At 62.8% G+C, this 17,009-nt stretch carries 16 protein-coding genes; 9 read left to right on the top strand and 7 right to left on the bottom strand.

What is annotated here, in order from left to right; translation table 11 throughout:
- Positions 1–8 precede the first annotated feature (8 nt).
- The 5 genes from Q0L30_RS13960 to nosZ form a co-directional block, all read right to left on the bottom strand.
- Positions 9–533 (bottom strand): nitrous oxide reductase accessory protein NosL, encoded by a 525-nt coding sequence (locus Q0L30_RS13960; protein WP_296657218.1) that lies wholly within the window; start codon positions 531–533, stop codon positions 9–11.
- Complete coding sequence (locus Q0L30_RS13955; protein ID WP_296657217.1) at positions 530–1,363, bottom strand: ABC transporter permease subunit; 834 nt, start codon at positions 1,361–1,363, stop codon at positions 530–532. The genes Q0L30_RS13960 and Q0L30_RS13955 overlap by 4 nt, the downstream gene beginning before the upstream one ends.
- A complete protein-coding gene (locus tag Q0L30_RS13950) occupies positions 1,360–2,268 on the bottom strand; it encodes an ABC transporter ATP-binding protein (RefSeq protein WP_296657213.1) in 909 nt (302 codons plus the stop codon). The genes Q0L30_RS13955 and Q0L30_RS13950 overlap by 4 nt, the downstream gene beginning before the upstream one ends.
- Position 2,269: 1 nt before the next feature.
- A complete protein-coding gene (locus tag Q0L30_RS13945; protein ID WP_296657210.1) occupies positions 2,270–3,517 on the bottom strand; it encodes a nitrous oxide reductase family maturation protein NosD in 1,248 nt (415 codons plus the stop codon).
- Positions 3,518–3,617: 100 nt separating this feature from the next.
- On the bottom strand, positions 3,618–5,588 hold the full coding sequence (gene nosZ, locus Q0L30_RS13940) for a TAT-dependent nitrous-oxide reductase (protein WP_296657207.1): 1,971 nt from the start codon (positions 5,586–5,588) through the stop codon (positions 3,618–3,620).
- A gap of 712 nt (positions 5,589–6,300) precedes the next feature.
- Between nosZ and Q0L30_RS13935 the strand changes: the two genes are divergently transcribed.
- The 6 genes from Q0L30_RS13935 (at position 6,301) to Q0L30_RS13910 (ending at position 12,330) form a co-directional block, all read left to right on the top strand.
- Positions 6,301–7,335 (top strand): FAD:protein FMN transferase, encoded by a 1,035-nt coding sequence (locus Q0L30_RS13935; RefSeq protein WP_367277822.1) that lies wholly within the window; start codon positions 6,301–6,303, stop codon positions 7,333–7,335.
- A 54-nt stretch (positions 7,336–7,389) separates the two neighbouring features.
- The gene (locus Q0L30_RS13930) at positions 7,390–8,412 is read left to right on the top strand and encodes an ATP-binding cassette domain-containing protein (protein ID WP_296657202.1); all 1,023 of its coding nucleotides are present in this window, start codon (positions 7,390–7,392) and stop codon (positions 8,410–8,412) included.
- Complete coding sequence (locus Q0L30_RS13925) at positions 8,409–9,149, top strand: ABC transporter permease (RefSeq protein ID WP_296657199.1); 741 nt, start codon at positions 8,409–8,411, stop codon at positions 9,147–9,149. The genes Q0L30_RS13930 and Q0L30_RS13925 overlap by 4 nt, the downstream gene beginning before the upstream one ends.
- A 186-nt stretch (positions 9,150–9,335) precedes the next feature.
- Positions 9,336–9,587 (top strand): Sec-independent protein translocase subunit TatA, encoded by a 252-nt coding sequence (tatA, locus tag Q0L30_RS13920; RefSeq protein WP_296657196.1) that lies wholly within the window; start codon positions 9,336–9,338, stop codon positions 9,585–9,587.
- Between the two features lie 115 nt (positions 9,588–9,702).
- Positions 9,703–10,950, top strand: a complete 1,248-nt coding sequence (locus Q0L30_RS13915; protein ID WP_296657193.1) for an NRAMP family divalent metal transporter — start codon at positions 9,703–9,705, stop codon at positions 10,948–10,950.
- A gap of 417 nt (positions 10,951–11,367) precedes the next feature.
- The gene (locus Q0L30_RS13910; RefSeq protein ID WP_296657191.1) at positions 11,368–12,330 is read left to right on the top strand and encodes a DnaJ C-terminal domain-containing protein; all 963 of its coding nucleotides are present in this window, start codon (positions 11,368–11,370) and stop codon (positions 12,328–12,330) included.
- 142 nt (positions 12,331–12,472) lie between these two features.
- On the opposite strand, the gene Q0L30_RS13905 is transcribed toward Q0L30_RS13910, so the two are convergent.
- On the bottom strand, positions 12,473–13,588 hold the full coding sequence (locus Q0L30_RS13905; protein ID WP_296657187.1) for a PLP-dependent cysteine synthase family protein: 1,116 nt from the start codon (positions 13,586–13,588) through the stop codon (positions 12,473–12,475).
- A gap of 405 nt (positions 13,589–13,993) precedes the next feature.
- Here Q0L30_RS13905 and Q0L30_RS13900 point away from each other — a divergent pair, with 405 nt between their 5' ends.
- Both Q0L30_RS13900 and Q0L30_RS13895 read left to right on the top strand, forming a co-directional pair.
- Positions 13,994–15,100 carry a glycosyltransferase gene (locus tag Q0L30_RS13900; protein WP_296657185.1) on the top strand — a complete coding sequence of 369 codons (1,107 nt, stop codon included), beginning with the start codon at positions 13,994–13,996 and terminating at the stop codon, positions 15,098–15,100.
- A gap of 157 nt (positions 15,101–15,257) precedes the next feature.
- Positions 15,258–15,392, top strand: a complete 135-nt coding sequence (locus Q0L30_RS13895) for an entericidin A/B family lipoprotein (RefSeq protein ID WP_296657183.1) — start codon at positions 15,258–15,260, stop codon at positions 15,390–15,392.
- Positions 15,393–15,494: 102 nt separating this feature from the next.
- Here the strand turns inward: Q0L30_RS13895 and Q0L30_RS13890 are convergent, their stop codons facing one another.
- Complete coding sequence (locus tag Q0L30_RS13890; protein WP_296657181.1) at positions 15,495–16,190, bottom strand: pyridoxamine 5'-phosphate oxidase family protein; 696 nt, start codon at positions 16,188–16,190, stop codon at positions 15,495–15,497.
- Positions 16,191–16,426: 236 nt separating this feature from the next.
- On the opposite strand from Q0L30_RS13890, the gene Q0L30_RS13885 reads away from it, so the two are divergent.
- Positions 16,427–16,882: a host attachment protein gene (locus Q0L30_RS13885; protein ID WP_296657178.1), complete on the top strand. Its 456-nt coding sequence runs from the start codon at positions 16,427–16,429 to the stop codon at positions 16,880–16,882.
- The last annotated feature ends 127 nt before the right edge of the window (positions 16,883–17,009 follow it).

Genomic DNA, 17,009 nt, shown 5'->3' with positions numbered 1-17,009 from the left:
CAGCTCCCTTACATGCTTTCGTCTTTAGACACACCGCCATCGAACGATGCCATGTCGATCGTGATCTGGTCGAAGTGATACAGCTTGCCGCCCTGTTCCTTGACGAATTGTGCGGCGTCGCCTTCCTTCGCGAACGACGCGAACGTCTGGCCCATCGCGCCAAGCTTTTTGGAGCCGACCACGTAGAACGCCTGCTTCGCGTCGATCCAGTGCCCGGCCGGATGCTGCCAGTCGGCAACCGCCATATCCTGCACATACATCGCGCCCACCTTGCGGTCGGTTTCCGGGCGCAGATACACCGAGAAAAGTCCCAGCGTGTCGCAGAAGAAGTCGGTGTGGCCGTCCGCGTAAATAATCTGTGCCTTCGGACCCGGATAGTCCTTCAGGCTCATGCCGTCGAGCACGCTAATGGTCGAATCGGTGACTTCGTGCGGCGCCGGCGGCACGCTCGAACTGTTCTGGCATGCGGCGACGAGCACGAGCGCAAACGCGGCAATCGTCGTGCGGAGAAGGGTGGTGAGAGTGCGGTTCATCGATTGAATCTCCATGCTGCAAGGCCGAGCGGCGCCACGATCCACAGGAGCATCACCGGGCCGAGAAAGAACGGCTCCGCGAGCGTAGCGGGAAAGACGCTGATCAAGCCGAACATCGTGTGCAGGTCGCCCGGTCCGAAGATGTTCAGAATCCGGAAAATATCGGCCGGATTGAGCATCAGCAACAACGGGAACATCGGGCCGAGCGCCGCGCCGCCGGTGAGCACGAGCGCACCCAGCAGCAGCAGGTCGTAGACCAGCACGAAGAAGAACCACAACGCAATCGCAACACCGCTTGCCGACGTACGGCTCGCGCAGAATACCGAGGCGGACACCGCAAGGCTCAGGAACACCCAGCCGAGCAGCACGGCGCTAACGACGAAACCCACGTACTGATACCAGTCGGCGTTGGGTGCGCGCACCACGATCGCCACGCCCGCGACGCCGAAGCCTGCGAGCGTCGCGCAGGTCAGCGCGGCGGCAAGGCCCACGTACTTGCCGAGCAGCAGCTCGACGCGGTTGATCGGATACGACAGCAGCAGATTCAGCGTGCCGCGCTCGCGCTCGCCCACGAGCGCATCGAAGCCGAGAATCAGCGCGATCAGCGGCAGCAGATAAATCGTGAGACTGACGAGGCTTGCAATCAGCGGCTCGATGCCCTGAAAGCCGACCGCGCCTTGCGCGGCTGCGCCGAAGTACGAAAGGGCGAGCGTGAACGCCGCGAAGACGATCGACACGGCGAGCACCCAGCGGTTGCGGATGCGGTCGTGGAACTCCTTGCCGGCGATCACGCGGATTTGCGCCCAGTGCGGGAAATTGGAGAGGCTCATGCGTTCACCCCGGTGTAGCCGAGAAACACGTCTTCAAGCGACGGTTCATGAATTTGCAGATCGGCGATCCGGTCGGACAGCGGCGCCAGCGCGCCAATCGCGCTCATCTTCGCGTCGCGCGGGCAAGAGAACGCAATGCTGCGAGCGCTGACCGTCAGCTCGCCGAACGGCGCGCGACGCAGCGCCGCTTCGATTGTCTGCGTGTCGTCGCTCTTCGCAACGACTTCGAAAGACAGCGGCAGATTCGTTTCGGCGCGCAGCGCCTGCACGCTGCCCACCGCCTGAATCCGGCCGCTGCGCAGGATCGCGAGGCGATCGACGCGCTGCTGGATTTCGGCAAGGATGTGCGACGTGATGACGATCGTCGTGCCGGCCTGCTGGCGCGTCTTCAGGATTTGATAAAACTCGCGAATGCCTTCCGGGTCGAGGCCGTTGGTCGGCTCATCGAGAAAGAGGAGCTGCGGATCGCCCAGCAGCGCCTGCGCGAAGCCAAGACGCTGCTTCATCCCTTTCGAGTACTCGCGCACCTTGCGCCCGGAGGCGTGGCTCAACCCGACCTGCTCGAGGAGCGGCTCGCACTGCGCCATGCCAACGCCCTTGAGGCGCGCGAAAAAACGCAGCGTCTCGAGCCCGGAGAGGTTGTCGTACAGCACCACGTTCTCGGGCAGATAGCCGAGCATGCGCTTGACGGCGCGAAAGCGCGCACCGCCAACGGGCCCGCCGTCGACGTGCACGTGCCCTGCGTCGGCCACGAGAAGGCCGAGCATGAGCTGGAACAGCGTGCTCTTGCCCGCGCCGTTGCGGCCGATGAGGCCGAACAGTTCGCCCTTGCGGACGTGCAGGTCCACGCCGTCGACTGCGCGCAGCGAGCCAAACGATTTCGCGACGGCTTTAAGTTCAATCATGCTACTTCCCCATCCACTGCGACCAGCCGGTATGCACCGGCTGCATCCGCGGAGCGTCGTCCACGACGCTCGGCACCGTCATCAGCGGAAATTGTTGTGCGATCAACTTCAGCGACTGCACGGCGGGACTGTTCATCAGCACCTTAACCGCCGGGATACGCCACGTGAGCCGGTCGACGAGGTCGTTCGACTTGTATGGGATATCGCCGATGCCCCGGCCGCGCTTGTCCCAACCGTAATAATTGCTCCAGTAGTTACCTGGCCATGCCACGTCGTATGCGGCGACGTAGCGGATTTGCTGGCGGTTCCGGATGAAATCGTTTCCGGTCACGTCGTTCCTGACCGAACCGCCCCACAGATGCACGCCAACCTCGTTGCCCACAACGAGATTGCCGTGGATCTTGTTGTACTCGGCGTCGTAGATGAAGAAACCGTTCTGGTTGCCCGCCACGACGTTGTTCTCGACCACTGAATCCTGGACCGTGCGCAGCATGATCCCGTGACCGCTATTGCCCCAGACCCGGTTGTTCCTCACGGTCTGGTTGCGCGCCTCCATGATCGCGAGGCCGCCGCGGTTGTGGAAAACGTTGTTGCCATCCCACGTGTTGAAATACGAGTTCATATAGTGCGTACCGTAGCGCACGTTATGAATCGTGTTGCCCTTGAAGAGGGCATGGTGCGACACGTCGACGTAAATGCCGTCGCGGGAGTAGCTGATCGTGTTGCCGACGATCTGCGCGCCCGTCGTGTTGTACAGCTGGATGCCGTTGCCGCGATTCGCCGACAGCAGGTCGCGCTTGCCGACGATCACGTTATTGAAAATTCGCAGGTCAGCCGAACCCTCGAGCCACATCCCGAACAGGTTGTAGGCGAGCTGGCAATGGCTGATAGCAGCGCGGTTCGCGCCGGGTTGCACATAGATCCCCGCGTTCTGCGCGGTGAGATCGGCGCCGCTGTTGACGACGTCGAGACCGTCGATCGTCACATCGGGCGCGGTGACGCGGATAACGTCACCCACGTAGTTGCCGTCGACCACCGGTCGACCGACTCCGCGCAACGTGAGGCGCTTGGTGATGCGGAGATTTTCGGCATAGTGGCCGCCGTAAATGACGACCGTATCCCCGGGCTTCGCCGCGTCGACGGCTGCCCCGATGCGCTCTCCAGGGTGAACCGTGAGCGTAGCGGCAGCGACGGCACGCATCAACAGCAACGCTGTGATCGGCACCGCAGCGAGTGGGAACTTCAACATGCTCGACTTCTGACTTCAGGGTTTATACGGATCGCAGGCAGCATGATCCGCGCGGGGTGGAAAAAACCTGCCGCCCCGCGCGGTGCGTACTCAGGCGCGCTTACGCTTCGACGAGCATCCGCGAACGCATCTCAAGGTGCAGTGCGTGGCAGAAGTTCAAGCAGTAACACCAGAACACACCCGGCTTGTCAGCGATGAACGTGACAGACTGAGTCTGCTGCGGGTGTACGACAAAGCTGATATTGTAATTCGGGATACCGAAGCCGTGCGTCAGATCTTCGACCTTATCCAGGTTCGTGAGAATGATCGTGACTTCGTCGCCCTTCTTCACTGTCCACTCACGCAGACCGTACGCCGGCGCTTGCGACGTCAGGTGGATCGTGACCTTCTTGCCGTTACGCTCGACGCGGTTGTCCTTCACGCTCTTCACTGCGAGCGGGAATTCATCCAGGTCATAGATCTGACGCGTCTTGATGATGTCGCGGCGAACGATGATCGAGTCGTGCGGCTCCGGATAGAGCGGGTGATCGCCGATCAGCAGCATCTTCTCGCCGCTGATGTCGATCAGCTGCGAGCTGTCCGGGTGCAGCGGGCCGACGGGCAGGTAGCGGTCCTTCGAGAACTTGTTGTCCGAGATGAAGTACTGGCCGTCCGGCTGAGCCGTTTCGCCCATCGACGTGAAGCCGTGACCCGGCTGATAGTGAACGTCGATGCGGTCGACCACGACCTTCGCGTTCTTGTCGCCCTGGTACGCCTTCTTCGCGGCTTCGAGGTCCCACTTGACGATCTGGCTGTCGAGGAACAGCGTCGTGTAGATGAAGCCCTTGCCGTCGAAGCCCGTGTGGAGCGGCCCGAGGCCGATTTCCGGCTCGGCGACGACCGTGTCGCGCGGATCCTTAAGACCACCGTCGAACCACTTCAGAACCAGATCGTGCTGGATCAGGGTGGCGGTCGGCGACAGCTTGCCCGAGCACGCGTAGTACTTGCCGTCCGGCGAGATGTTCACGCCGTGCGGGTTCTTCGGAACCGGCACGTACAGGACGAGCGCCGTCTTCGGGTCGGTGTTGCCGGCCTTCGTGCCGTCGACGACCGGCACCTTCGAATTGCTGATGTGGGTGAACTTGCCGGCCTTGACTGCTTCTTCGATACGCGCAACGTTGAAGAAGATGCACGAGTCGCGCTCGGCGGCCATCATCTCTTCGTAGTGAACGCCGTTCTCGGTGTTGTACTGGTTCGAGCACGCAATCTTGCCGTCGTACGAGGTCGCGACGAGGTCCATGTTGCCGTCGATCTTGACCTGCCAGCGCGGTTGCATCGTGACCGCGTCGACGCAGGTGAACAGGCAGAAGTACTTCGACGGATCGTTGATGTCGCGGCCGTCGTTCGGCTGCGGAATATGGAATTCGTTACCGCAGAACACACGCGTCGTGTAGTTGATCTTGTCGTCAACCGGGTCGCGCTTGTCCGGGAAAATGCCGTGGAAGCCCTGCACGTTCGGCAGTTGCGTGATCGCGTCGCACTCCATCGTGTCGAGCTTCACGCGCGCAATACGGCCATTGAGCTTGTCGTTGACGAAAAGGTGCTTGCCGTCGTAGACGCCGTCCGTGTACGACAGGTGGACGTGGTGAGTATCGCCGGTGGTGTAGTTCAGTTGACCATTCGGCTTCGTGCCGATGATCGCGCGCGATTCGTTCGTGATGCCCCAACCCGACATGCAGTCGACGTTGAAGATCGGAACGCGACGGATTTCACGGCCGGACGGGAGGCCGTGAATGCGCAGGTCGCCCGAGTGACCACCGCTCGAGAAACCGTAGTACGTGTCGAGCTTGCCGGGATGCACTTCATACTTCTCCCAGTTGATGCTCGCCTGCGGATCAGCGCCGCTTGCAGCGCTCGCGGCGCCTGCTGCGGGGGCTGCATCGCTGCTGCCCTTGTTGCAACCCGCCAGACCCAGCGACAGGCTCGCACCCGCGAGACCCGCCACAGCGGACGACGCCAGGAAGCGGCGACGGCCCGGGACTACGGTTTCTTCAGTTTTTCCTTTTGCATTCGTCATGACAATCTCACTCATCGATTCGTTTCAACGCCAGGCAACCAATGGGTTTCTCGCGCTGGAGGGGAATAACGCAATACGCTCCGGGACCGTTACCGCAATGCGGCACTATGTCGCGCGTTAAAACCACGGCTGCAGACCCCGAAAATGATTCCGGATAACAACCCTTCGTCACGTGTATGAAGTTTTATCCTCGTCCTTCTTTGTAATTGAACTGAAAGTTTCAGTCCGCGTAGTTGGTTGGTCTACCCGTCAGCCAGCCTTATTCCGCATAAAAAAGCATAACATAGGGGCCTTTTTGCACAAACTGGTGAACGGGATGACGTTGATCTGCGCCTTGCCAACTGTTTACAACCACTTACGACAACGGCCCGCCAGATAAAGCCAGGCAAAGCACGTTGTTGCAGATGCGTTTTACGCTTTATTTCGTGTGACAACTCCCGGCAAATTGCCGCAGCAATACGCTTCCACCCGATAAGTCATTGATTCAGGCATTTGGGCAAAATGTCGCAACAAAACCCGATGTCCGAATGCGGCGGTCTGACGCAGCCTAAATGTCGCACTGCGGCTCCCCGCCTCGTTGATCGATATCAGATATACAGATAACCTCAAAACATGATTTTTTTATGTATGTTTCTTCATTGACCGGTGTGCACCTGATCGGCAGGCCACTTTGATTTGAAGCTGATTGAGTACCAGAAAATTGTCTAATTTCAGAAAGGCCGCGGGAATCGTGCTGGTGCTCGCCGCCGCCATTGCAGTCGGGCTGTGGCTTACGCTCAGGTCCCCCGAGGTGTACGTTCAGGGCACTTACGTGTTCGGCACCCGCGTGCAACTGGTGCTTTACGGTGTGCCGCTCAAGGATGCGCAGCAGGACGCAGACGCCGTGTTTTCCCATTTCCAGTCGATGCACCGCGAGCTGCACGCGTGGCAGCCGTCCGAAGTCACGCGCCTGAATCAGAGCATCGCGTCCGGCGAGCCGTTCCAGGCGTCGCCCGAGCTTGCACAGATCCTGCGCGCGGCGCAGCAGTTGTCGATCGAAAGCGAGGGCCTCTTCGAGCCCGGCATCGGCAGACTCATCCGGCTGTGGGGCTTTCAGGCCGACCAGTTCGACGTGAAGCCGCCGCCGCGCGATGCGGTGCTGCGCGAAGCGGCGCTGCGCCCGCGTATTGCGGACCTCGCGATCTCGCCATCGGGCGTCGTCACGAGCACGAACCGCGCGGTTTCGCTCGATCTCGGCGGCTATGCGAAGGGCTGGTCGCTCGACGAAGCGGCGGCCATCCTGAAGCAGCGCGGTGTCGAAAACGCGCTGATCGACGTCGGCGGCAACCTGCTCGCGATCGGCAGCAAGGGCGGCATGCCCTGGCAGGTCGGCATCCAGGACCCGCGCAAACCCGGTGCGCTCGCAACGCTCGAACTGCACGACGGCGAAGCCATCGGCACGAGCGGCGACTACCAACGCTTCTATCAGTCCAAGGGCGTGCGGTATTGCCACATTATTGATCCGCGCACCGGGTTTCCCGTCGAAGTCAGCGAGTCGGTCACCGTGCTCGTGAAACCCGGGCCGCACGCGGGCGCGCTGTCCGATGGCGCGAGCAAGCCGCCGTTCGTCGCCGGTCCTGCGCAGGCACTCGCGATGGCGCACAAGGCCGGCGTCGAGTCGCTGCTGATGGTCGATAGCAACGGCAAAGTGTGGGTGTCCGCGCCGATGGCGGCGCGCGTACACTTCACGGATCCGTCCGTGCAACCCGCGCTTCTCCAATAAGCGACCTGCCTGGCAACCTGATTGGCAACCAATAAGCGAACTGAGGCGACCGCCATGTCGGAGAAATCCAGCATCGATCTGTGCAACGTGAGCTTTCAGCGCGGCGGCCGCACGATCCTGCACGACATCAGCCTGTCGATCGGACGCGGCGAACTCGTCGCGATGGTCGGGCTCAACGGCGCAGGCAAGACCACCCTGCTCTCGCTGCTGGCCACGCTCGCGGTGCCGGAAAGCGGGCACATCTTCATCGACGGCGTCGACGTGGTTGCCCATCCGGCCGTTGCGCGTACACGAATCGGCGTCGTGTTTCAAACGTCGGCGCTGGAACCGCGCCTGAGCGCGCGCGACAACCTGTGGTTCATCGCGCGTTGCCAGGGACTGAAGGGGCGCGCCGTGCAGCAGCGGGTCAACGAACTGTTGACGACGTTCGGCCTCGAGGCGCAAGCCGAAACGCCGGTTCAATGGCTTTCGGGCGGCCAGTGCCGAAGGCTCGAACTCGCGCGCGCACTGATCGCGCGTCCGCCAGTGCTGCTGCTCGACGAAGCGACGCTCGGCCTCGATATCGCCGCGCGCCGCGCGTTCTGGGCGGAAATCCGAACGCTCGTCGACGACGGCCACACGGTCCTGTGCTCGACGCACCATACCGAAGAGGCGCGCGACGCCGACCGCGTCGTCGTGCTGCATCAAGGCCGCCTGCTCGCGGGCGGCCCGTGGCCCGCGATGCACGCGCCCGTGCCCGGCACGATCCGGCTGCGCGTGCCCGATATCGCCGAAGCACAGCGCTGGCTCGCCGCGCAGGGCTATCCGGTCGAAATCAGCGACGACAACAGCATCATCGTCTCGGGCACGGATCCGCAGGCCGTATTGCCGGCGCTGCTGCAACGCATTCCGTGCCGCGTGCTCGGCGCCGACATTGCAGCGCCCGACCTCATGGACGTGGTCGGCCACTGGATTGCCGCGCAATCGGGCGACGCCGCGCATCTCGCTGCGAATGCGGCTGCGAATGCGGCTGCGAATGCGACTGCGAAGGTGACTGCGAAGGCGACTGCGAAGGCGACTGGAAAGGCGGCCGCATGAGCAACGCGCTGACCATCGTCTGGTTCGACCTGAAACGGTTCTGGGCGTCGCCGCTGCGCATCCTGTTCGGTCTCACGCAGCCGCTCCTGTATCTGTTCGTGCTCGGCGCGGCGCTCAGGAGCGGCACTTACGCCGAGGTCAGCGGATATCAGGCATACATCTTTCCTGGTGTCGTCGGCCTGTCGCTCATGTTTACCGCCATTTCTGCTGCGGTCGGCATCGTGCACGACCGGCAAACAGGTTTTCTGAAAGCATTGCTCGTCTCGCCCGTGGGCCGCGTCGAAATCGCGGCGGGCAAGATCGGCGCGGGCGCTGTCGTCGCCTGGATACAGAGTCTGTTGTTGTTGCCGTTCGCGCCGACAATCGGAATCGGACTGAGCGCGATGAATCTCGTGCTCGTCGTCGTTGCGATGGCGTTCGCCGCGCTCGTGTTCTCGGCGCTTGGACTCGCACTCGCGTTGCCGTTCCGCTCGGTGATCGTATTTCCGGTCGTGTCGAACACGCTGCTACTGCCGATGTTTTTCTTGTCGGGCGGTCTTTATCCGCTCGATCTCGCGCCGGGCTGGATTCGACTCGCCGCCTCATTCGATCCCGCCGCGTACGGCGTCGATTTAATGCGCGGCGCGCTGACGATGCAATACGCGATCGCACCGGCACGCTCGGTTGCGACGCTCGCAGCCTGTCTCGCCGTGGCGGGTGTTTTCGTGGTGTGGCGGATCAGCCGCCGCGACGCGTGATCGCATTGACGTTCGGCGAAGGAGTACGTAGAACGTGAATAGATAGTTTTCCGTAACATCCACCTGCGCATTTCGCGTGGGGTAACCGTCGCGCGAACGGTTTTCGCGCGTTTTAATTTTTTGCCGAGTCGAGAGATCGTTTTTTTTCACCGGGTCTCAAGGCAACAGCGAAGTCTGGGAAATGTCATGGGTGAGTTGAGTATCTGGCACTGGCTGATCGTTTTGCTGATCGTGGCACTGGTGTTCGGCACGAAGAAGCTGCGCAATATCGGCAGCGACCTCGGTGGCGCAGTGAAGGGATTCAAGGACGGCATGCGCGAAGGCGAAATACCTGCTGCCGAAACGCCTTCGGGCGCAGCGCCGCACGCACTGGCGAACGCAAACGTCACGGATGTCGACGCACGAGAAAAAGCATCGCGCGCGAGCGAGTATCGCTAATGCGCGGGCCCGGTTCGCAACCGGGCATTTAAAACGAGTCGATGACTGGAAAGCACGGCACGACCTCAGGCGATAATGGGAGCTTGTTTTCCAGATGGCATCCGATTTGCGGTTTATGCGTCATTCGATATCGTTCAGGCAGAAGACGCTCGGGGTTCTGGGCCGCACCGCCGCAATCGGGCCGGGGTTGCTCGTCATGCTCGCGGACTGCGACTCCGGCAATGTCGTAACCGCGGCGCAAAGCGGTGCGCAGTGGGGAATCCGGTTCCTGCCGCTGCTCATCGCGCTGATTCCTTTGCTCTACATGACGCAGGAGCTGACCGTCCGGCTCGGCATTTTTACGGGTGAAGGACACGGCGAACTGATCCGTGCGCGCATTGGCCCCGTTTGGGCGTGGGTCGCGACAGCCGGCCTCGTGATTGCCGTGCTGGGCTCGCTCGTCACCGAATTCACGGGTGTGGCGGGCGTGGGCGAGATGTATGGCGTGCCGCGCGGCATGACGCTTTCCGCAGCCGTCGGCCTGTTGATGTTCGTGATTCTCACGGGCTCGCACAAGCGGGTGGACCGCGTCGCGATGTTTATCGGCGCGTTCGAACTCGCTTTTTTCGTTGTCGCCTGGCATGCCCGGCCCGATCTGCGCGCCATGAGCTACCAGTTGCGCGACATGCCGTTCAGCACGCCGCAGTTCGGGTGGCTCGCGGCGGCGCTCATCGGCGCGACTTTCAATCCGTGGATGCTGTTTTATCAGCAGGCCGCGGTGGCCGATAAAAAGCTGACCACACGCGACTACCGGGCAGCGCGAATCGAAACGGCAGCCGGCGCGGTATTGACACAGCTTTTGACCGCCGCCGTACTCGTTGCGGCCGCAGCCAGATTGTCGGGACCGCATGGGCAGCAGAGCCTGCAAAGCGTGGGCGAAATCAGCAACGCGCTTACCAGTGAATTGGGCCAGCGCGCGGGGCAAATGATCTTCGGCGCCGGGGTGCTCGGCGCTTCGCTCGTGGCGGCCATTATCTGTTCCCTCGCGTTGGCGTGGGGACTGTGCGAAGTGACAGGCCGCAGCCGGTCGCTCGATGGACGCCGGTCGAGATCGCCCTGGTTTTATGGCGTCTATGCGCTCGCCGTTGCATTCAGTGCACTCGTGGTCGAATTCGTTCCGGATCTCGTGTGGCTGAACGTGGCAGCCCAGGTCGTGAACGCCGTCATGCTGCCGCTTGTCATCGGGCTGCTGATCGTTATCAGCGTCAAGGCGCTCCCGCCCGGGCGGCGTCCAACCGGCACCTATCTCAAGTTGCTGTGCGTAACCGCTGCGCTGGTATGCATCGCGGGCTTCGTGGGCGCGATGGCTGGATTCTGGTCTTGATGCCGGCGTGACTTCGGTCGACGCGCAACGCGTAACGCAAAACACGGTATACGCAGCCGCGCATTCAACTTTTGCGCAACACCGTTTGCGCAAAAGCTTTAACGCTCGAGACAAAACCGCCATCGGATCGCAACACCGTGCGTGCCTGAAGCAAACAGAATAAAAACGCCCAGGTTAACGCAGGAAATCATGGCGCTTCAGAACGCGATTGCGTAAGCTGACGCCCGACTTAATCGGATCTGGAGCGTAATTGGCGCTTTCGGTTCGCCTCAGGTCGACGCAGCGCGTCGCCACGATGACACAATGGCCGCGCACGAGGCAAACGATTCGCGACGCGCGGCGATTAACACATCACAGCAGCGTCTCAGCAGCGTCACAGCAGAAATTCGGGCCGAAAAATCACGAACGGGAAAACGCTTGAGCTTCGACGAACACTACCGCCAGCTAAAACTGCCGAACACGGCGTCGCTGACTGAGGTCAAGCGCGCATACCGGCGACTGAGGGCGAAGTACCACCCGGATCGCAACAAGGGGCGCGAAGAGGCGGTCGAGCCGGTGTTCAAGCGCATTCAGGAGGCGTTCGAGGTTCTGACCGGCAAGCGCACGCCGTCCGCATCGGGTCCGGCTGCGTCAGGTTCAGCAGCGGCACAGAACGGAAGTCACGGCAAAGACGCCGCGCCGCGCGAGCGCCGCAGCGCGCCGCCGATGCGCGGCGCGAACTGTCTGGTCGAACTCTTCGTACCGCTCGAAGTTGCGATCGATGGCGGCGAAGTCGACGCGAGCTTCCCCGTAAAGGGACCGTGTCATCCGTGCGAGAAAACGAAAGGGAACCTGCAGTGTGCGCAGTGTCTCGGCACCGGCATGCGGACCTGGCGCAAATCCGAAATCGTTCCGATTCCGGGGGGCGCGTGGGACGGCCAGCGGCTCGTCGTCGAAGGCGGCGGTCATCCCGGAGTCAATGGCGGCCCGGCGGGCGACGCGATTTTCTCGGTTGCGATCGTCTGCGGTTCGGCGTTCAGCCGCAACGGACTGGATCTCGCCCGTGAGTTCGAAGTGGATTTCATGACGGCCACACTCGGCGGCACCATCGAAGCCAACATGCTCGGCCGCACGCTGCAGGTGACGATTCCGCCGAACGCGCAACCGGGAACCGCCATCAGGCTGCCCGGCCTTGGGCTCGCGGATCGTCACGGCACGCGCGGCACCCTGACGCTGCAACTGGTGCTGACGATCCCGGACGCAGCCGCGTTTCTCACCGACGGCGAACGGCAACAACTGCGGGAGATGTTCGACGATGCGAAGCGCCGCGCAGCGCAGGCCATGCCCGCAAGCGTGCAAGATCCGATCCGGGATACGTCGCACCGCGCGCGGCGGCAGTGAAACCGCACGGGTGAAGCACCGTACGTGAAGCGCAGGATACGAAACACAGCATGTGAAACGCAGCACGCAAAGCGCAGCATGTGAAACGCAGCACGTGAAGCACAGCATATGAAACGCAGCACGCAAAGCGCCGCGGCGCATCTCACCGTTGCGCCGCGAGCACGCCCGCTTCCGGCCCCGCGAAAATCGGCTCGCCACTCACAGCGCGCGCGATCAGCGCATCGGCCTCGGTAATCCGGATGCCCTGCGCCTCATACCAGGCTTCGTGATAGTAAGTCGTCCTGTAGCGCTCGCCGCTGTCGCACAGCAGACTCACGATCGCCCCCGATTCGCCCTGCGCCTTCATGCGCCCGGCGAGAAACAGCACGCCGACGAAGTTGGTCCCCGTCGAGCCGCCCACGCGCTTGCCGAGCCGCGCCGCCAGATAGCGCATTGCCGCGAACGACAGCGGATCGGGGACCTTCACCATGGCGTCGATACACGTCGGGATAAACGAGCGCTCGACGCGCGGCCGTCCGATCCCCTCGATGCGCGAGCCGACGTCGAGCGTGAGGCCGCTATCGGGATGTCCCGCGAGCACGCTTTTGAAGTAATCGAAAAACACGGAGTGCTCGGGATCGGCGCACATCACGCGCGTGTTGTGCCGCCGATAGGCGACATACCGGCCGAGCGTCGCAATCGTGCCGCCCGTGCCGCCGCTCGAAACGAGCCACGTCGGCACCGGATACTCTTCGTCGGCCATCTGCTTGAAGATCGATTCGGCGATGTTGTTGTTCGCACGCCAGTCGGTCGCGCGTTCGGCGTAGGTGAACTGGTCCATGAAGTGCCCGCCCGACTCCTGCGCGATGCGGTGCGATTCCACGTAAATCTCGGCGGGATTCGCAACGAGGTGGCAGTGGCCGCCGTAGAACTCGATTTCCTCGATCTTCATGCGCGACGTGCTGGCCGGAATCACGGCGACGAACGGCAGGCCGAGCAGTTGCGCGAAATACGCCTCGGAAATGGCGGTCGAACCGCTCGACGCTTCCACCACGGTGCTCTTTTCGTTGAGCCAGCCGTTACACAGCGCGTAGAGAAAGAGCGAGCGCGCGAGGCGATGCTTGAGGCTGCCGGTCGGGTGACTCGATTCGTCCTTGAGGTAAAAGCGGATGCCCGGGAAGCCGGGCAGATCGAGCGCGATGAGGTGAGTATCGGCGGAGCGGTTGAAGTCGGCGTCGATCTTGCGGATCGCGTCGCGGATCCATTCTTTGTGGGGCATGGAAACTCCCGACTTGAACTGGCAGGACAACCGGCAAGACGATGTGCGGCGCGCCGGAAACATCGTGCGCGCCGCATCGCCATCATGGCACAACGCCGCACGCGCGGGCGCCAAACCATAATCTAGGCGACGCTCCACGGAAGCGGTACCGGCGCGCTGCAATCCGGCGCAGATGTTGGCGTTTTGTAATGTGCCGTTTCGCGCGGCGGCACAAGATAGCCGCTCGGCTCGCCCGCACCGCTTTAACTGCTTTAACTGCACTAACCGCACTAACCGCACTAACCGTATTGACCGGATGACCGGATTCGGACAACGCTTGCAGACAGCATGAGCCCGTCGCGCCGCAAAGACGCCCCGCTGGCTTTGTATAATCGCGCATCCCTTCTTCGTGCCCTGCCCGCTTTCATGCTTAGCTTCGCGCTTGGTTTCCTCGTTTCTTTGCTGGTCACGCTGCTGATCGTGCGGTACGCGCACCTGCATGAAAAATTTTCCGTGGATTCGGATCTCGCGGGCGTGCAGAAATTCCACGCGCGCCCCGTGCCGCGCATTGGCGGCACCGGCATCGTCGCCGGACTCATCGTGGCCGCCGTGCAGTTGCATGGCGCCTATCCGGCCGTTTCGGGCGGCATCCTCGGCATCACCGCTTGCGGCATTCCCGCGTTCGCGTCGGGCCTGACCGAAGACCTCACGAAGCGCGTTTCGCCGCTTGCTCGCCTCATCTGCACGATGGCTGCCGCCGCGCTCGCCTGGTTCCTGCTCGGCATCGCGGTCACGCGCATCAGCGTGCCGCCGCTCGATTTCCTGCTCTCCTACGCGCCGGTTTCGTTCGTGGTCACGGTGCTCGCGGTCGCCGCGCTCGCCAATGCGGTCAATATCATCGACGGCTTCAACGGCCTCGCCTCGATGGTCGCGTTCATGATGTTCGCCTCGCTCGCCTACGTGGCCTTCCAGGTCCACGATCCGGTCGTGCTCTCCGCGTCGCTCATCATGATGGGCGCGGTCATGGGCTTCTTCATCTGGAACTTCCCCGCCGGGCTGATCTTCCTCGGCGACGGCGGCGCGTACTTCATCGGCTTCATGCTCGCCGAGCTGTCGATCCTGCTCGTGATGCGCAACCGCGACGTGTCGGCCTGGTATCCCGTGCTGCTCTTCATGTACCCGATCTTCGAGACCTGCTTCTCGATCTACCGGAAGAAGTTCGTGCGCGGCATGTCGCCGGGCATTCCCGATGGCGTGCACCTGCACATGCTCGTCTACAAGCGGCTGATGCGCTGGGCCGTGGGCGCACGCACCGCACACGAACTCACGCGCCGCAACTCGCTCACGTCGCCCTACCTGTGGCTGCTGTGCCTGCTCGCAGTCATCCCCGCGACGCTTTTCTGGCGCCACACGCTCCATCTGTTCTGCTTCGTGGTGGTGTTCGCGATCACCTACGTCTGGCTCTACGTGAGCATCGTGCGCTTTCGCTCGCCGAAGTGGCTCGTCGTGCGCAAGTCGCATCGGCGCGGCTGAAGCACCCCGGCGACACGCCTCGCGCGGCACGGGTACAGCACAGGTACAGCACGGGTACAATCGGCGCAGCGGCTGGCGCGCGCTTTGCCTCACGGGCTGGCGCGATGCACGCCGCTTCGCATCGTCACTGGGGAACAAGCACAACAGGAGAACCGACATGAGCCGTTATCTTGGGTTTGCGCTTCTACTCTTCACCGTCGCGCTGGCTGCCTGCAATACCATCGCCGGCGCAGGCCAGGACCTCTCGAAAGGCGGTCAGGCCATCACGAACGAGGCCGAGAAAGTGAAGTAATGCGAGTGAAATAACGCGGCCCGTTGGCCGCCGTCGCCGGCGGCGGCATCTTCCGCACCCGGCGATGCGCATTCAAGCCGGTTCAAATCGATTTAAAGCAATTCAAGTTGATGCAAGCCGGTTCGTATCGATCTGGCTCGCGCTGCGCGCGCGCAACTGCGCGACTTCCTCCTCCAGCGCGTGCACGCGTTGCGCGCGCTGCGCCACTTCTGTTTCAAGCGCCTGAATCCGCGCATCGCGCTCCGAAAGCGCCGCCTGCACATCTGCCGCATCGATGCGTTGCGGGATGTGCTGCGAGCAGTTCCGATCCCACGCCTCGACCGTGAAAAGAATCGCGCGCTCCGGCAGCGCCGCGTAGCCTTGCGGCATCAACCTGCCAATCAGTTCGCGATCCTCGACGGCGCGCGCCGTGCCCCAGATCTTCACGCGTCGGCGGCGCGCATAGTCCATCAGGAACAGATGCGCGCGCGGGTTGTCCGCGAGATTGCCGAGCGTGATGTACTGGCGGTTGCCCCTGAAATCGGCGAATGCGATCGTGCGCTCATCGAGCACCTGCAGGAAGCCAGCCGGGCCGCCGCGATGCTGGATATACGGCTGGCCCCCGGCATTCGCGGTGGCGAGAAACACGCTCGTCTGCGCTTCGATGAAGGTTTTCAGCACGGGCGGAATGGCGGCGGGCCAGCCGCCCTCCGACTCGACGTGCGCATAGATCTCGCGCGAGCCCAGACGCTGCTGCATGGCCTTTACGCTGGTCGTGAAGACGGCATCGCCTGGAAAGTGACGGACAGCGGAGGTCATCGCGTGCTCCTTCGGTTCTGACCGGTTGGAATCTGCAGCGTAGCCCCTCCCACCGCGAAAGATAATCCGTCAAAGCCGGGAATCATCCTCCTGGTTTTCGGGAGGCCTGCCCGAAGGGCCCGCAGCGAGCGTCCGCACCTTCCTGAACGCGCTAGACCCGATCGCGCTACCCTTTAAATTCGCGCAGCGGCGCGTGTTCACGGAACACGCAAGCGAGCCGAGGCTGGGAGGGAAACATGTCGAAAACGATCTGGATCGTCGTCGCCAACCGCGTGACGGCGCGCATTTTCGCGGCGGACAATCCGCTCGGCGCAATCGATGAGGTCGAGACGCTGCTGCACCCCGAAAGCCGCGTACCCGAGCAGAGCCTCGTGAGCGACAAGCCGGGCCGCACGACCGACCGCGCGGGCCCGGGCCGCCAATCGAGCGATCCCGACACGACACAGCACGCGCGCGAAGCCGCCCTGTTCGCCGCCCAGATCGCGGCGACGCTCGCGCGGGCACGTACTGAAGCGCGCTACGGGACGCTCGTGATCGCGGCGCCGCCCGGCTTTCTCGGCGTGCTGCGCAAGGCGCTCGATGCGCAGACTCAGAACACCGTGACGCTCGAACTCGACAAGGATCTCGCACACCTCGACGCGCGCGCCTTGCGCGCACGCCTGCCCGAGCGGCTCGTGCGCAGCGAAACCTGAGAAACCTGATAGACCGGCAGACCGGCAGACCGGCAGACCGGCAGACCGGCCAGCAGGATCGGCGGCGGCGCGCATCCACGACCGATGCCGCCGCACGGGCCATCGTGCGTTCACACCGTCACGTCAC

This window comes from Paraburkholderia sp. (assembly GCF_024281035.1).
In the GTDB taxonomy this organism is placed as follows: Bacteria; Pseudomonadota; Gammaproteobacteria; order Burkholderiales; family Burkholderiaceae; genus Paraburkholderia.
The sequence above is the reverse complement of the archived record's forward strand: the minus strand, read 5'-3'. Positions and strand labels throughout refer to the sequence as shown.

What these genes read in the sequence shown, in the direction of transcription:
- Q0L30_RS13915 (WP_296657193.1), top strand. Translation starts at nt 9,703, where the DNA reads ATGCGTCATTCGATATCGTTCAGGCAGAAGACGCTCGGGGTTCTGGGC.
- Q0L30_RS13905 (WP_296657187.1), bottom strand. Translation starts at nt 13,588, where the DNA reads ATGCCCCACAAAGAATGGATCCGCGACGCGATCCGCAAGATCGACGCC.
- Q0L30_RS13955 (WP_296657217.1), bottom strand. Translation starts at nt 1,363, where the DNA reads ATGAGCCTCTCCAATTTCCCGCACTGGGCGCAAATCCGCGTGATCGCC.
- Q0L30_RS13900 (WP_296657185.1), top strand. Translation starts at nt 13,994, where the DNA reads ATGCTTAGCTTCGCGCTTGGTTTCCTCGTTTCTTTGCTGGTCACGCTG.
- Q0L30_RS13950 (WP_296657213.1), bottom strand. Translation starts at nt 2,268, where the DNA reads ATGATTGAACTTAAAGCCGTCGCGAAATCGTTTGGCTCGCTGCGCGCA.
- Q0L30_RS13930 (WP_296657202.1), top strand. Translation starts at nt 7,390, where the DNA reads ATGTCGGAGAAATCCAGCATCGATCTGTGCAACGTGAGCTTTCAGCGC.
- Q0L30_RS13895 (WP_296657183.1), top strand. Translation starts at nt 15,258, where the DNA reads ATGAGCCGTTATCTTGGGTTTGCGCTTCTACTCTTCACCGTCGCGCTG.
- nosZ (WP_296657207.1), bottom strand. Translation starts at nt 5,588, where the DNA reads ATGAGTGAGATTGTCATGACGAATGCAAAAGGAAAAACTGAAGAAACC.
- Q0L30_RS13885 (WP_296657178.1), top strand. Translation starts at nt 16,427, where the DNA reads ATGTCGAAAACGATCTGGATCGTCGTCGCCAACCGCGTGACGGCGCGC.
- Q0L30_RS13925 (WP_296657199.1), top strand. Translation starts at nt 8,409, where the DNA reads ATGAGCAACGCGCTGACCATCGTCTGGTTCGACCTGAAACGGTTCTGG.
- tatA (WP_296657196.1), top strand. Translation starts at nt 9,336, where the DNA reads ATGGGTGAGTTGAGTATCTGGCACTGGCTGATCGTTTTGCTGATCGTG.
- Q0L30_RS13945 (WP_296657210.1), bottom strand. Translation starts at nt 3,517, where the DNA reads ATGTTGAAGTTCCCACTCGCTGCGGTGCCGATCACAGCGTTGCTGTTG.
- Q0L30_RS13890 (WP_296657181.1), bottom strand. Translation starts at nt 16,190, where the DNA reads ATGACCTCCGCTGTCCGTCACTTTCCAGGCGATGCCGTCTTCACGACC.
- Q0L30_RS13960 (WP_296657218.1), bottom strand. Translation starts at nt 533, where the DNA reads ATGAACCGCACTCTCACCACCCTTCTCCGCACGACGATTGCCGCGTTT.